We start from the raw sequence: 14,199 nt of genomic DNA on the forward strand, positions 1-14,199 counted from the left end.
AATATGGGTGCTTGGAATGATGATGGCATTCCCCCAAATAAAAAACACCCGCCTCCATAAAGAAGCGGGTGTTCAAGCTTTATGCTTTTAGTTTGTCGCGAAGTACCATTTGAAGGATACCACCGTGACGATAGTAATCAACTTCTACATCAGAATCGAAACGAACCAATGCGTCGAATTCAGTTTTGTTACCATCTTCATCAGTAGCAGTAACTTTAACGATATCGCGCGGCTTAACGCCCTCAGCAAGTTCTACAGAGATTGATTCTGTACCTTTCAGGCCAAGTGTATCAGCATTTTCATCCTTCTTGAATTGAAGAGGAAGTACCCCCATCATTACAAGGTTAGAACGGTGGATACGCTCGTAGCTTTCAGCGATAACTGTTTTAATGCCAAGAAGGTTAGTACCTTTGGCAGCCCAGTCACGGGAAGATCCCATACCGTAGTCTTTGCCTGCAAGTACTGCCAAACCAGTTCCTTGCTCTTTGTACTTCATGCAAGCATCGTACATTGCCATAACTTCGTCTTCAGGCCAGTAAGTTGTATATCCGCCTTCTGTTCCTGGAGCAATGCGGTTACGGATACGGATGTTGGCGAAAGTTCCGCGCATCATGACTTCATGGTTTCCTCGGCGTGAACCGTAAGAGTTGAAGTCGCGTGGCTCTACGCCATTCTCGCGCAAGTAAATACCCGCTGGAGTATCTTTTCCGATCGCACCGGCAGGAGAAATGTGGTCAGTTGTCACTGAGTCACCGAACTTACCAACAACCTTTAGCCCATCAAGTGGTTTGATGTCTTCCGGTGTCGTAGCTAATCCTTCAAAGAATGGAGGATTTTGAATGTACGTTGATTTATCATCAAAGCTGTACAATGGCTCATTGCTTGTTTGGATTTCGTTCCAGCGTTTGTTGTCCTGGAATACATTTTCATATTCTCTGCGGAACAATTCAGGTGTAACGGTTTGCTTAACAACATCCTTCACTTCGTCCTGAGTTGGCCAGATGTCAGCGAAGAATACATCGTTACCGTCTTTGTCTTTTCCAAGAGAATCTTTTTGAAGGTCAATATCCACTGTTCCAGCAAGAGCATATGCCACAACCAATGGTGGTGAAGCCAAGTAGTTTGCTTTTACAAGCGGATGGATACGTCCTTCAAAGTTACGGTTACCGGAAAGAACAGACGTCAGCAATAGATCTGCATCAGCCACTGCCTTCTCAATTTCCGGAAGAAGCGGACCGGAGTTACCGATACATGTTGTACAACCATAACCTACCAGGTTGAAGCCAAGCTGCTCAAGAGGTTCAAGCAGGCCGGAATCTTCAAGATAGCCTGTTACGACCTTAGATCCTGGAGCAAGAGAAGTTTTAACATAATCAGGAACGATCATGCCTTTTTCTGCAGCTTTTTTAGCCACAAGACCAGCACCAAGCATTACATATGGGTTAGAAGTGTTCGTACAAGATGTAATCGCAGCAATACCGATACCACCAGTAGGAATTTTAACTTCTTCACCATCTCTGTTTGTATACGTAGCAGTTTTATTAATTTCTTTCTCATCAAGACCAAAACCTTGGTTACCTTCAGGGTTCGTGATCGCATCATGGAAAGAAGATTTCATTTCAGAAAGTGGAATCAAATCTTGCGGACGCTTAGGACCGGAAAGATTCGGTTCAATTTCAGATAGGTTGATTTCTACAACATCCGTGTAAATTGGATCTTCTTTATCCGGAGTGAAGAACATATCGTTCTCTTTCAGATACTGTTCAACTACATTAATGTGCTCTTCAGAACGGCCAGTTAAACGCATGTAGTCAAGAGACTCTGCATCAACCGGGAAGAATCCGCAAGTTGCACCATATTCTGGCGCCATGTTGGCGATTGTCGCACGGTCTGCAAGTGGAAGTGTCGCAACACCTTCACCGAAGTACTCAACAAATTTACCAACAACACCTTTTTGGCGAAGGACTTGAGTCACTTTAAGCGCCAAGTCAGTTGCAGTCGCACCATTAGGAAGTGCTCCTGTCATCTTCACACCGATTACTTCAGGGATCGGGAAGTATGAAGGCTGTCCAAGCATACCTGCTTCTGCCTCGATTCCGCCTACACCCCATCCAAGTACACCGATTCCGTTGATCATCGTTGTATGGGAGTCAGTTCCTACAAGTGTATCAGGGTATGTTTCAAATTCACCGTCTTCATTTTCGACAGCATGAACAACATTTGCCAGATACTCAAGGTTAACCTGGTGGACGATACCTGTCGCAGGCGGTACAGCACGATAGTTTTTGAATGCTTTTTGCGCCCAGCTCAAGAACTGGTAACGCTCGGCATTACGTTCGAATTCAAGGTCCATATTGACTGCAAGAGAGTCAGCTGTACCATATTTATCAACCTGTACTGAGTGGTCAATGACCAGGTCAACAGGAATTTCAGGATTGATTTTGTCAGGATCTCCGCCGATGTCAGCCATTGCTTTACGCAATGAAGCCAAGTCTACTACAGCAGGTACACCTGTGAAATCCTGAAGGATAACACGTGAAGGCTTGAATGGAACTTCTGCTTCCTGTACGTCAGCAGATCCCCAGTTTGCCAGGTTTTCTACATGTTCTTTGTTGATTACACGACCGTCAAATTGACGAAGCACAGATTCAAGCAATACCTTCACTGAGTAAGGTAAGCGTGAAATTTTTGCTACGCCAGCCTCTTCTAAAGCTTTTAAACGATAATAGTGATAGCGTTTCCCGGCAGCTTCGAAAGAAGAACGGGAGTTAAATACGTCGTTTGTCGCCATCTCGATTCCCCCTCTTATGAGATTGTAACGATTACGTTGGTGAAAAGTTTGATACTGTTTTCAACTTTGTTCACATTAACATCTTAATACAAGCGATTACATAAGTAAATATCAAGAAAGTTATTGTGTTTGATAAGTATTTCTTATGACATTTTGGATTTGCATTTCAAAAAGAAATGAACCATTGATTTACCTGGGTCTTTGATTGAATACTCTGACATGTCGGCCTGTTCATTGTTATCCTGAGAAAACAATTTTGTTAATAGGATAAGCCTCCCGAGGAAACGATATTCCAGAGGGAGGTGAAGTGAAATGGCTAAAAGAAAAGCAAATCACATCCGTGAAGGCATGAATGCTGCCAAAGCTCAAGGTACTGGAGCAGGGTACAATGAAGAGTTCTCTAATGAACCATTAACGGCTGCTCAAAGACAAAACAACAAAAAACGCAAGAAAAATCAATAATCAAACAATTTCAACATATATTTTAACAAAATTCACTGCCATTACTCAATTAATTGGGCTTGTGTTACCAAATAAAAAGGGACTGCCTTCAACGAGTAAGCAGTTCACTTCAGAGGTACAAAACGTAAAAATCCATAGCATACGAATTTGCACCGTTATTCGTATGCTATTTTTTATTGGTGTTACAGCATACCGTCTACTTTCAAGTGTCTTTTTGCATTTAGTTTCGCACACGTTTCCACAACATTGAAATATATATCGGAGTCCTGCGATTTATGTAGCGAAGTATCTGCGGTATAAAAAAACCATAACGGATTTTGTCCATTATGGTTAAATTCGCTCCTTCATAAGGGTTTCAAGTGTGTATTGGATTTACTGTTGGGAAACGGTTATTCTTCAACTAACGACCTGTTTATTCCCACCCCGCCATCTAAGAGCGCCAAGGGAAATCAGCAGCATAAACTGATAAAAATAAGGGGAGAAATTTCCCTTATTTAAGAAATGACACCATAAATAGTTAAAATAAGAGGAATATTTACCGCTATTCATAGGAAAATCATGAAAAATGGGGTGTTGCGCTGGACTTAAAGGGAAAATCTCCCCTTATTTATTGCTGACTCCGCCATATTTTGCAGTTTAAGGGGGAAATCTCCCTCTATTTTATGGATCTATGACCCTCACTTAAGGATAAGACTTCCTTTGGCCACTGACCTGCTCCTTTATTGGGCCATTACCTTACCTCCACTAAATCTTCAAATCAGGCTGATAGTTTTGGTTGCACTTCACCTTACGAATCAGGGTGCAGATTAGTATGCGGTTTCATATGAAAAAAGCAGTTCAATTAAGGGTACAAAGCTTGTTTTTGCACTCCAAAACTGAACTGCTTATTCAATGAGAGTCCCTTTTCTTAACTGGCTGCTTGAAATTGCAGCTACACATTTCAAGCAGCCAATAACCGAAGTATACTTTCGGGCAAGTGCCCTGGATTAATCAGCTCTGATTTTGATTAACCTGCTGCATCACATTTGAAAGGTCCGCTTTCATCTTTTCGAGCTGCTCACGCTGATGTTCTGAAGATACTTCCAATGCATTTTCAATCTGCTGATAGGCTTCATTCACTTCATTTTTCAAGTGTGAAAGCTGGTGGCCATAATCAGCTCCATCCAATACTAACTCATTTACAACGTCCTTTACTTCCTCATGTCCTTGCTGGGCTGCCTGAAAAGCCTGCTGTTTATCTTTATGATATGGCATGATGTCATCTCCTTTAGGAAAAATAATGCATTGTTATATTCTCCTTTATTTGCAGGAATTATACGAAAAGGGCCAAATATTAAAAACGTTTGACCCTGCAAGGAGCTTTTTAATCACTTAAATGAATGAATAAGAGCGAAGAAAACTCCGCATTCTACCTTTAGGAGGGATGAATGATGAACAAGAATGACGGCAAGGATATGCGCAGAAACACAACCAAAGGACAGCCTTCCGGGCAGCCGGAACCATTAAGCGGTTCTAAAAAGGTGAAAAACCACAACCATACCCGCCAAAAACATAACCAGCATCATGATATGTAAGAAAAACGAGGCTGGGACATAAGTTGAAAACTAATTGATTTAAGCAGAAATAATCGAAAAAAAACCGCATGAGATCAAGGTTATATACTCTTGATTTCATGCGGTTCATTCATGTTATTAGGCTCTTATCTTAAAGAGGTTACTTATAAGGTTATTTACCGCTGCTTCCTGAACGTAAGCGGATTGGAGCGGAAGGTGCGCGATCTCCTGCGGGACTAGCGGGACAGGTGAGACCCCGCAGGCAAAGCCGAGGAGGCTCACCGCCCGCCCCGCGGAGTCGTGCACCTGGAGCGGAAATCCATTCTTTTTACTCAGACACATTCTTTGCGAAAAGAGCCTTTTTTTAAGGTTTTGTCCCAGCCTCGTTTTATTCAATGATTGACCAATAAGCAGTAATCACATTGAAGGCTCATCAAGCTTTTTCAGTTCCCTCATAATCTGTTCTATTTCTTCTGTTTCGACTGTACGGAAATCCAAAAGGAGTTCTTCCCGGTGAACTCTTCCTATTATCGGTACAGAAGCTTTTCGCAAAGCTTTTTCAAGCTGTGAAGAGTCTAATTGTTTATGCTTTAAGGAAAGAACATAAGTATCCAGTTCCACTTCTGGCATCGTCCCCCCGCCGACCTGGCTTTTGCTCTCTTTAATTTCTGTCAGGAAATTCCCTGTATTGGCAGACAAGAAGCCGGATACCTTTTCTGCCCTTGCCTTTATTTCATCAGAAGACATCAACAGCGATTTGTAAGAAGGAACATCTTTGCTTTTGTCTTTCAGATAGTCAATCAATGTACCTTCCAGTGCTGCCAAAGTCATTTTGTCTACTCGCAGAACCCGGGCCAGTTGATGTTTCTTTAAAAGAGTGATGAATTCTTGTTTGCCTGCGATGATACCCGCTTGAGGTCCGCCCAGCAGTTTGTCACCGCTGAATGAAACAATGTCAGCCCCTTTTGAAATTACATCTTTCACCAATGGCTCATTCCCGATATTATGGGCATTCAAATCATAAAGCATGCCGCTTCCCAAATCTTCGTAAAAGATGACGTGCTCATTATCAACAGAAAGCCTCGCGAGCTCTTCCGTATGTACCTCTTCTGTAAAGCCTTTTATGACAAAATTGCTCCTGTGCACCTTCATAACCATTGCCGTCTCTTCAGTAATGTTCATTTCATAATCAGACACTCTGGTCTTGTTTGTAGTCCCTACTTCGATCAGACGGGCACCGCTTTCCTCCATGATGGAAGATACACGGAAAGATCCGCCGATTTCCACCAGTTCACCTCGCGAAACAATGACCTCCTTGTCCTTAGCCAGTGCCGACAAAATAAGGAATACGGCGGCTGCATTATTGTTAACAACCATTGCGGCTTCAGCTCCGGTCACTTCTTTAAGAAGGGTTTCAGCGTGGGTATGGCGGGACCCTCTTACACCTTTCTCAATATCATATTCCAGATTTGAATAATTCCGGGCAATTTCCACCACATGCTGTACCGCTCTGTCACTCATTCTGGCTCTTCCCAGATTTGTATGTAAAATCGTCCCGCTGGCATTGATTACTTTTTTCAATGTGTAAGAAAACTTGGTTTGGGCTGTCCTGGCTGCCTGCTCTACGATGTAGTCAATAAATTTGCCGGTTCCGGGAAGCGGGCCTTTCCATGTCCCCTCCAGTATTTCCTCTCTTATGCGCCCAACGACAGGCTTGATCAGCTCTGTTCCCTTTTCTTCAGACAGAGCTTGTTGCTTTATCATTTCAGCAAACACTTGATTATTTTGAATTTCATGTATGGATGGTATTTTCCTTAGCATATCTTTCATTAGAAAACGGCCTCCTGATATTTTTAAAACGCTCTTTTAAATTGATATTATTTGGAAGAGATTGGTGTGGATTTCCGCTCTCGGCAATTCTTGAGCCTCCAATCACTTTATTTACAGTCACTGGCTTCAAAGTGCTTTATGTATAACATTGATAAAACACATTATACCACCCACACATCATAACCCAAACAGAATAAACTATTGAAAAGTAATGATGGAGGAAAATATGTCAAACACAGGAGATGAATTCAAATTAGATGAATGGGAGAAATGGTTGAAGGACTGGTTGCTTGATCCTTATACTACGAAGCTGGATGAAATGGAATTCAGGGTGGATCTCTTCGATACTACAGATGCCTTTATTGTTGAAGCAACGACTTCTGACTTCACAGTACAGGAAGTGGTCTTGATTAAACAGAGTCATACACTCACAATTGAAATCCTCCCTTTACATGAAAAACGCAAAAGAAGCCGATCGGTTGACTTTCCCTTTTCTTTGGAGAAATACCCGGTAAGGCTCCATCCTTTAAAGGGGTGTTTGGAGATCCACATTCTTAAAATCTGTGAAAACAAGCCTGCACCCTCTGTCATCCGGTATCAGGGACATCTGTAATGTCAAAAGGATCAGCCGTTTAATCAGCTGATCCTCCAGGCAATCACTTATCTTCCATTTTTTCGATCATCTCATCTATATCAGGAAACACTCCTGTATCTAATTTAGAGTAGATCATCACACCATTTACAGTCACTTCAAAAGCTCCTCCAGAGGAAGGTATCAATTTCATCTCTTCAAGGTTGGACCTGAAATGGTTAAATAATTCTTCCGCGAACCTCGCGGCTTTAGGTGCGTAGTTTCACTGCATGCAAAACTCAACGGATACTGCATACTTTTTCATGGGCATTATCCTCCTTTGTTTGTTTTTTTCATTGTATTACACCCTAAATTTTTCTGCAAACGACGTGATTCTACTCGTACCTTAAGGTTCCATGCATGCGCCCTTATGGAGTTAAAAAAAGATACATAAGCAGAAAAAAACTTACCGGAAAACACCCTTGCCATATAGGGAAAAGTCTTTCTTTCCTTATAATTTCTGTCAGCACCGAACCATAATACCTTTTTATCGAGTCCAATGTAGGGTTGGATAAAATGGGCTTCTTGTTTTTGATAGTGTTGGAGTGGAATTCCTGCACTTTGTTTACATAATACGATTATGTTCTTCTTTGATTGGTTATTTGCCAGAGTTTCCCAGACGGAATTAGGAAGATCCTCAGGTTTTTCAAATGATAAAATCACTTCATCTTTGGCAAAACATATATCACGAATTAGTTTATCGGTATTTTCCTTATGGTACCACCTTAGCCTTTTGGTGAAAACTGGGTTTAATAAAGTGTCCATGTTTTTACTTTGCCTCAAAGTCTTTTCCTCTAGATAGCTAATCAATTTTCGAATTGGTTTTTCAGCAGAAAGATGCTGTTTGACAAAAGAATCATCACTTACAAGGATGAACTTTCCTTTTGCTCTGGTCACCGACACGTTAATAAGCCTGCCACTCTCTTTTTTGGCTAAAAGTGTTCCCGCCTTTTCATGCGGCGAGCTGTCCGTACTATCAAAAATCACCATATCTTTTTCTGAACCTTGAAACTTATGGACGGTGGCTGCCATTATCTCACAATGAATGGTTAAATCCCTCGCGTTAAAAAAGAATGGTAGTATGCTGTTCATCCACTTTGCCTGCGCTCGATAAGGGGTAACAAACCCTATGGATGACATCCCGGAATGATTCGCTGAAAGCATCAACTGAATCGAAACAAGGCTCGATAAAAGATTCCACCTGGATCCTCCATCAGTCTGGCACCAGGCGAGAGAATCACTGACGGACAGCAACACGGCTGCCTCATCTTCAAAAGGAGCCAGACCTGTAATTGTTTCTCTTTGAGGCAGGACATCCGGGTGGTCAGATACAAGTGAGTGATAAAATTCTTTGTTGGTGAATGCAGAAATATCAGGATGCATCCGTCGTTGGACAGGCAGCAGCATCAACTGTGGATGGCTTTCTCCCCGCTCTACCCTGTCCGTAATGCCTGATAAGTGAAAAATATCCTGCTTAAGCCACTTCTCCGTCATTTTATGACGAGAAACTGCGATAGGAGGAAGCTGACGGAAATCACCGCATATGACAGCTCTTTTGCCCAAAGTGGCTGCAAAGGCTATCTGGGGCGAAAATGCCATGCTTGCTTCATCTATGATGACCAGATCGAACTGATTTTGATAAATCAAGGGATCGGTAGCCGCTTTAGACAGTGTCGTAGCCACTACTTCCGCCTCATTTACAAATGTATTTTCATTTTTTCTCAGTTTTTCCCTCAGTTTAGCCAAGCCGACTTCAACTTTTGTCAACTGTGCGGAATCCATTGAAGTGAATTTTTTTGTCAGCTTTTTTTTCAAGATAAATCGTTTCTTTTCGAACTTCCTTTTCTTCTCGCCAATATCGGCGTCTTGTGTTTCTGCAAGGCGTACCACACTTAAATCCGGATGTGAGAGGACCTCTTCCTTTTCAGGAAAGCCATACCGGATTACCTCGCCGGGAACCCATTTGTTATTTTCTTGTAAGAAGCGGCTCATCTCCAGGATTAAAACATCCACCGCAGCATTACTGTGAGAAAGGAGGAGGACCTTCTGGCCGTTAACATACTGATAGGCAGCAGTTCTTGCAAGATTATAGGTTTTTCCTGTGCCAGGCGGCCCCCAGATATAGGTAACAGGGTTATACTTGGATCGTAACACAGCTTCATGTATGAGGCTCTGGACTTTTTCCCTTGGATGAAATGAATTTCCACCAGGACTCATTACTTTTTCAACCTTTGACAATTTAACAGGATCTTCTTCTATTTCTTCGAGACGGTCCATCAGCTTATTGAGAAGGTCCCAAGGTTCATTAAATAGAGTTCCCCTGCCAGTTTCATCTCCTAAATCAGTGTCCAGCTCTACAATGACATCAGTGCCTTCTGAAGAGAGCACGCTTCCTTCATATCTTTTACCCCTATATTCAAACAGGATGGCTCCTCCCTGAAAGACACTTCCTGGGTAAGCCAGAATCAACCAGTAAACAGCGCCTTTCTCATTGTTGGCTAAATGCTTTCCTCTCAGGATGGGAATGCCCCTTCCTTCATATTCTTTCAGCTTCTGGATTTCAGCTGTCAGTGCTGATTTCCATTGCTGGATCATTGTTGTAGTCTTTAACATCGCTAGTTCCTTTTTCATCATTATTTATATTTACCTTGAAGCTGTTATTTCATAGAGTGCCTTTTTAATGTCCATTCATGTAAAAACAATTATTTACCCTGAACACCATGAGGTTTAACCAATGGATGTTCTGTGTATATTTTAGCTAAGAAATACAAATATAAAACTCAAGGAGGTTTATACTATGGAATTTTTAATGTATTTAATTGTTGGTGGAATTATTGGCTGGCTTGCCGGTATCATTCTTGGTAAAGATATTCCCGGCGGAATCATTGGCAATATTATTGCTGGTATCATCGGTGCATGGCTTGGCGGCTTAATCTTTGGGGATTTTGGTCCTGAAATAGCCGATATGGCGATTATACCTGCCCTTATTGGATCATTGATACTTGTGTTCCTTTTAAGCCTGATCATGAAGAACATGAGAAAGTCCCGATAAGTACATTCTTGCCGAAAAAACAAACAGGCCTTCCCTTTTCTAACAAAGGGTGGCCTGTTTGCCTCATTAAACGCCCTTAAAGCTCTTCTTTCTTATATCTTTCAGCATAATACATTACATCTTCAACATATTCTTGACTGTGATTATAGGCATAAACGGCTCTTTCGATATCGCCGTCAGCGGCCCCATTGCTTGCGAGATAGTTGGCGGCACTATAGACAGCATCTTCTATATCCCAGGGATCAGCTTTTCCGTCCCCATTAGCGTCTACTCCATATCCGCCATACTTGGCAATAATTCCCGGGTCTGTTTTTTCGTCAGCAGGAATATCCCCCTGTCCTAGACCCTCACACGTTGGGTGAGACCAGCCTACGAAGGTACATGGCATGAACTGCATCGGTCCTTCCGCTCCAACCGGAGAAACCATCGTCTCCATTTGCGAAAACTTGGTTTCAACCCGGTGGTGCGCAGCCAGCAGATTCCATGGTACTCCGTATTTCTTGGAGGCTTCTTTATAGATGGGGATGTATTGAGTCGGTATTTCTTCCTTGGCCTCTTCTGAAATTTCCTGATACGTCAGAAACCCTCCATACACAAGAAAATAGACAGACAATATAGTAACCGGTATTAACAGGATCCGCAAAGGGGAGTTCTTTCTATGCTTTTTATTCGGTCGCTTTTTACCCATTAGATGTTCATCAACCTTCTCATAGTGTCCTGTTTATTTTAAAAAAACATCTATGTATAAGCAACTAATTGCCTGCGTTTTTTATAAAAAAAAACATGGGAATCATTTCCTTCGAAGACAAAGGCCTCACCGACTAATATTCGCTGAGGCCATCGACTTGACAAATTAATTTACATAGGCTGCACCTACGATGATCAAAAGAATGAAAAGAACGACAATCAATACAAAAGTGCTGCCATAGCCGCCGCCATATCCACCACCGTAGCCGTATCCGCCGTATCCGCACATACTGTAACACCTCCTCGCAAGTGGTTAATATACCTTATGTACAAACAATTTTTTTGATTGGCTAAATAGCCCGGAAAACAAAAAAACAGGCCTTCAGTGAAGACCTGCTTTTGTTTTACTGAATTTTTCGTGGTTTCGGCTTTAGATACAGCCCTAATTCTTTCTTTTCTTTTGTTAAAGACCTGTATAGCGACACCATCATTAAAATCATAATCATTGAGAATGGGAATGCGGCAATAATCAGTGCGTTCTGCAGTGCCTGCAACCCTCCGCTGTACATGAGAATCAATGCGACAGTTGACTGGGCAATTCCCCATGTCAATTTCACCGTATTAGGAGGTGTCAGTGACCCGTACGTTGTTTGCATTCCCAGAACAAAAGTCGCAGAATCGGCAGATGTAATAAAGAATGTACTGATCAAGATCACCGCGACAATTGAAAGGATTGCTGATAACGGAATTTGATTGAATACAGCAAACAGCACTTCTTCCGTCGCGAATGTTGTCAAGTCCACCGCTCCAGATTGCTGGATATCGATGGCGGTTGTCCCAAATACAGAGAACCAGATCAAGCTGACGAGTGTAGGCATCAACAGGACACCAAATAAGAATTCGCGAATCGTACGTCCGCGTGAAACCCTCGCAATGAAGATTCCGACGAATGGAGACCATGAAATCCACCATGCCCAGTAAAAGATGGTCCATCCATTGATCCAGGTCTGGTGATCTTCATCAAGAGGGGCGATACGGAAAGACATCTTGATGATATTCTGGATATATGTCCCGATAGTATCTGTAAATAGGTTCAGTATGAGTAAAGTAGGTCCGACAATGAACATGAGGACCAATAAAGATACGGCAAGTATCATGTTGGTGTTACTTAGGTATTTGATTCCTTTGCTCAGCCCTGACCATGCAGAAATCATGAATAATACCGTAACAACCGCAATGATGATAAATTGCATTGTAAAATTGTTCGGGATTCCGAGCAGGTATGAAAGACCGCCGTTAATCTGTGCTGCTCCAAAACCTAGTGTAGTTGCCACTCCGACTACAGTGGCAAATACAGCCAGTACATCGACGATGACACCAAGCGGACCTTTCATATGATCGCCAAAAAGCGGTTTTAATGTCGCGGATACAAGGCCAGGTTCACCTTTTCTGAATTGAAAGTAGGCAAGGGCAAGTGCGACTAGAGCATATATTGCCCACGCGTGGATTCCCCAGTGGAAGAAGGTATAACGCATCCCTTCCTTGATTGCCTCATTTGTTCCTCCTTCTGCCATCGGAGGTGCATTGAAGTGGGAAAGCGGTTCAGCCGCCCCCCAGAATACCAAGCCAATTCCCATACCGGCACTGAACAGCATGGCAAACCAAGTTGTTGTACTGTATTCCGGCTTCTCATCTGGTTTACCCAGTCGGATTGTCCCGATAGGACTGATAATAAGGAATATACAAAATATGACGATGGCTGTGACAAGTATCAGATAGTACCAGCCGAACCTCGTAGTTATAAATGATTGTACGTTGGCAGTGAACTCTTCAAAACTTTCCGGAGCTGTAACACCAAAGATAAGTGCTGCCAATACAATCGCAACCGTAATCCAAAAAACACCTGAAATTTTCTTCATCTTAGTTCTCCTTTCGTATGTAGTCAATTAAAATTTCTAACAATTCATGCACTCTATACAGTAGTTTCCCGTCAATCGCCAGTTAAAACGACATTATCAACGTTACAGATTATTTCAATCGAGTACAACTAATTTGCCTGTTTCTTTTATTCGCACTTAAACAACTGCACATTTCATGCTTGCTTTATTTTCTCCTCGAAGGTGAAAAAGATACCACTAAATAAAACAGTCCTGCCATGCATGAATCCCAAATCTGCTGCAAAAGATAGTAAGGACTAAATTCTAAAAAAATATGGAGGAACAAATGTCTAACTCTAAAAGCCGACAGCATGAAACTGCCAAAGAACTCGCAGAAAAACAAATGAGCGATAAAAAAGAACTAAAATCCATCAAAAATCCAAACGCCAAACCAGGAATTTAGCACACTAAAGCACTAAAAGGGACAGTCCCCTATCACGCACTAACGCATTAACGCACCAGAGGACCACCCCCTCACTTTATCGCGCTAAAGTACCACAACCAAAAGACCACTCACGCGCTTGGTGAGTGGTCTTTTAACTTATTCAATTATTTGTACTGTAACGTTTTTGACGCCATATTCTAATGCGTCCTCACGTGATGGCATGAAAATATCAATTCTGTTTCCTTTAATGGCTCCGCCAGTGTCCTCTGCTCTCGCATAGCCAAAGCCTTCTACATATACTTTAGAACCTAACGGAATAACTGAAGGATCCACTGCAATGACCTTTTCATCTGGATTCGCTCTCAGGTCTACACCTGTCTTCGTAATCCCGATGCAGCCTTCGCAGTACGCTGTATAGGCTGTCGATTTCACCTCTACTTCTTTCACTACTGTTTCCTCAGGTTTTTCAGCAGTTTCCTGAGACTCCTTATTCTCTCCAGCTAATACGTCCTTGCCTTTCTTAATCAGCTCTTGTCTCGATTCCACTGTAAGGACAGCCTCTTCATGCTTTGACGCAAGTTCCCAAAGCATGTCCCCTTCTTCAACATTATGGTAGTTCTCAATTGCAACCTGTTTATCTTCTTCTATATTTTCTTCTGCTTGTACAGTTAAAGTAAATAATCCAAGTGTTAAGAGAGTAATCATTGTAAGTAATAGTTTATTCATGTTGTTTCCTCCTTCTTGGCCGAATCAGCCAACAGAAGTCATAGTAACATAGGCTTATCTCACTCCGGTGACAAAAGAATGATGAATCTGTTACAAGTCCTTTACACGGTGTCATTTTACAGGAATATATTCACACTCGGACCAG

At 42.2% G+C, this 14,199-nt stretch carries 12 protein-coding genes and 1 pseudogene; 4 read left to right on the forward strand and 9 right to left on the reverse strand.

All coding sequences use genetic code 11. From position 1 onward, the window contains the following. Window positions 1-79: 79 nt before the first annotated feature. Window positions 80-2,791: an aconitate hydratase AcnA gene (gene acnA / locus M1E09_RS12735; RefSeq protein ID WP_456271243.1), complete on the reverse strand. Its 2,712-nt coding sequence runs from the start codon at window positions 2,789-2,791 to the stop codon at window positions 80-82. A 312-nt stretch (window positions 2,792-3,103) separates the two neighbouring features. On the opposite strand from acnA, the gene sspO reads away from it, so the two are divergent. Then, window positions 3,104-3,253, forward strand: a complete 150-nt coding sequence (sspO, locus tag M1E09_RS12740) for a small acid-soluble spore protein O (protein WP_044022356.1) — start codon at window positions 3,104-3,106, stop codon at window positions 3,251-3,253. 990 nt (window positions 3,254-4,243) lie between these two features. On the opposite strand, the gene M1E09_RS12745 is transcribed toward sspO, so the two are convergent. Next, on the reverse strand, window positions 4,244-4,507 hold the full coding sequence (locus tag M1E09_RS12745) for a hypothetical protein (RefSeq protein WP_456271244.1): 264 nt from the start codon (window positions 4,505-4,507) through the stop codon (window positions 4,244-4,246). 173 nt (window positions 4,508-4,680) lie between these two features. Here M1E09_RS12745 and M1E09_RS12750 point away from each other — a divergent pair, with 173 nt between their 5' ends. Continuing rightward, window positions 4,681-4,827 (forward strand): small acid-soluble spore protein P, encoded by a 147-nt coding sequence (locus M1E09_RS12750; RefSeq protein ID WP_456271245.1) that lies wholly within the window; start codon window positions 4,681-4,683, stop codon window positions 4,825-4,827. A gap of 396 nt (window positions 4,828-5,223) precedes the next feature. Here the strand turns inward: M1E09_RS12750 and selA are convergent, their stop codons facing one another. Next, on the reverse strand, window positions 5,224-6,636 hold the full coding sequence (selA, locus tag M1E09_RS12755) for an L-seryl-tRNA(Sec) selenium transferase (RefSeq protein ID WP_456271246.1): 1,413 nt from the start codon (window positions 6,634-6,636) through the stop codon (window positions 5,224-5,226). A gap of 226 nt (window positions 6,637-6,862) precedes the next feature. Between selA and M1E09_RS12760 the strand changes: the two genes are divergently transcribed. Then, on the forward strand, window positions 6,863-7,249 hold the full coding sequence (locus tag M1E09_RS12760; RefSeq protein WP_456271247.1) for a hypothetical protein: 387 nt from the start codon (window positions 6,863-6,865) through the stop codon (window positions 7,247-7,249). A gap of 43 nt (window positions 7,250-7,292) precedes the next feature. Here M1E09_RS12760 and M1E09_RS12765 read toward each other — a convergent pair. Both M1E09_RS12765 and M1E09_RS12770 read right to left on the reverse strand, forming a co-directional pair. Next, window positions 7,293-7,430: pseudogene (locus M1E09_RS12765) on the reverse strand (Rdx family protein); the annotation flags it as partial. 107 nt (window positions 7,431-7,537) lie between these two features. Then, window positions 7,538-9,880, reverse strand: a complete 2,343-nt coding sequence (locus M1E09_RS12770; protein ID WP_456271248.1) for an AAA domain-containing protein — start codon at window positions 9,878-9,880, stop codon at window positions 7,538-7,540. 184 nt (window positions 9,881-10,064) lie between these two features. On the opposite strand from M1E09_RS12770, the gene M1E09_RS12775 reads away from it, so the two are divergent. After that, window positions 10,065-10,319, forward strand: a complete 255-nt coding sequence (locus tag M1E09_RS12775) for a GlsB/YeaQ/YmgE family stress response membrane protein (protein ID WP_456271249.1) — start codon at window positions 10,065-10,067, stop codon at window positions 10,317-10,319. Between the two features lie 76 nt (window positions 10,320-10,395). On the opposite strand, the gene M1E09_RS12780 is transcribed toward M1E09_RS12775, so the two are convergent. The 4 genes from M1E09_RS12780 to M1E09_RS12795 all read right to left on the reverse strand — a co-directional run bounded on the left by M1E09_RS12780 (window position 10,396) and on the right by M1E09_RS12795 (window position 14,054). Further along, window positions 10,396-11,007 (reverse strand): lytic transglycosylase domain-containing protein, encoded by a 612-nt coding sequence (locus M1E09_RS12780; protein ID WP_456271250.1) that lies wholly within the window; start codon window positions 11,005-11,007, stop codon window positions 10,396-10,398. A gap of 165 nt (window positions 11,008-11,172) precedes the next feature. Beyond that, complete coding sequence (locus M1E09_RS12785; protein WP_456271251.1) at window positions 11,173-11,295, reverse strand: YjcZ family sporulation protein; 123 nt, start codon at window positions 11,293-11,295, stop codon at window positions 11,173-11,175. 115 nt (window positions 11,296-11,410) lie between these two features. Continuing rightward, window positions 11,411-12,925 (reverse strand): glycine betaine uptake BCCT transporter, encoded by a 1,515-nt coding sequence (locus tag M1E09_RS12790; RefSeq protein ID WP_456271252.1) that lies wholly within the window; start codon window positions 12,923-12,925, stop codon window positions 11,411-11,413. Between the two features lie 559 nt (window positions 12,926-13,484). Continuing rightward, entirely contained in the window at window positions 13,485-14,054 is a 570-nt protein-coding gene (locus M1E09_RS12795; RefSeq protein WP_456271253.1) for a 3D domain-containing protein, read from the reverse strand. Window positions 14,055-14,199: the final 145 nt, after the last annotated feature.

It is taken from the genome of Bacillus sp. AK031, from assembly GCF_053903065.1.

Bases quoted from the DNA above. Each gene is read 5' to 3' on its own strand.
- M1E09_RS12795 (WP_456271253.1), bottom strand. From the start codon at position 14,054: ATGAATAAACTATTACTTACAATGATTACTCTCTTAACACTTGGATTA.
- M1E09_RS12790 (WP_456271252.1), bottom strand. From the start codon at position 12,925: ATGAAGAAAATTTCAGGTGTTTTTTGGATTACGGTTGCGATTGTATTG.
- selA (WP_456271246.1), bottom strand. From the start codon at position 6,636: ATGAAAGATATGCTAAGGAAAATACCATCCATACATGAAATTCAAAAT.
- M1E09_RS12780 (WP_456271250.1), bottom strand. From the start codon at position 11,007: ATGGGTAAAAAGCGACCGAATAAAAAGCATAGAAAGAACTCCCCTTTG.
- sspO (WP_044022356.1), top strand. From the start codon at position 3,104: ATGGCTAAAAGAAAAGCAAATCACATCCGTGAAGGCATGAATGCTGCC.
- M1E09_RS12785 (WP_456271251.1), bottom strand. From the start codon at position 11,295: ATGTGCGGATACGGCGGATACGGCTACGGTGGTGGATATGGCGGCGGC.
- M1E09_RS12775 (WP_456271249.1), top strand. From the start codon at position 10,065: ATGGAATTTTTAATGTATTTAATTGTTGGTGGAATTATTGGCTGGCTT.
- acnA (WP_456271243.1), bottom strand. From the start codon at position 2,791: ATGGCGACAAACGACGTATTTAACTCCCGTTCTTCTTTCGAAGCTGCC.
- M1E09_RS12760 (WP_456271247.1), top strand. From the start codon at position 6,863: ATGTCAAACACAGGAGATGAATTCAAATTAGATGAATGGGAGAAATGG.
- M1E09_RS12770 (WP_456271248.1), bottom strand. From the start codon at position 9,880: ATGTTAAAGACTACAACAATGATCCAGCAATGGAAATCAGCACTGACA.
- M1E09_RS12745 (WP_456271244.1), bottom strand. From the start codon at position 4,507: ATGCCATATCATAAAGATAAACAGCAGGCTTTTCAGGCAGCCCAGCAA.
- M1E09_RS12750 (WP_456271245.1), top strand. From the start codon at position 4,681: ATGATGAACAAGAATGACGGCAAGGATATGCGCAGAAACACAACCAAA.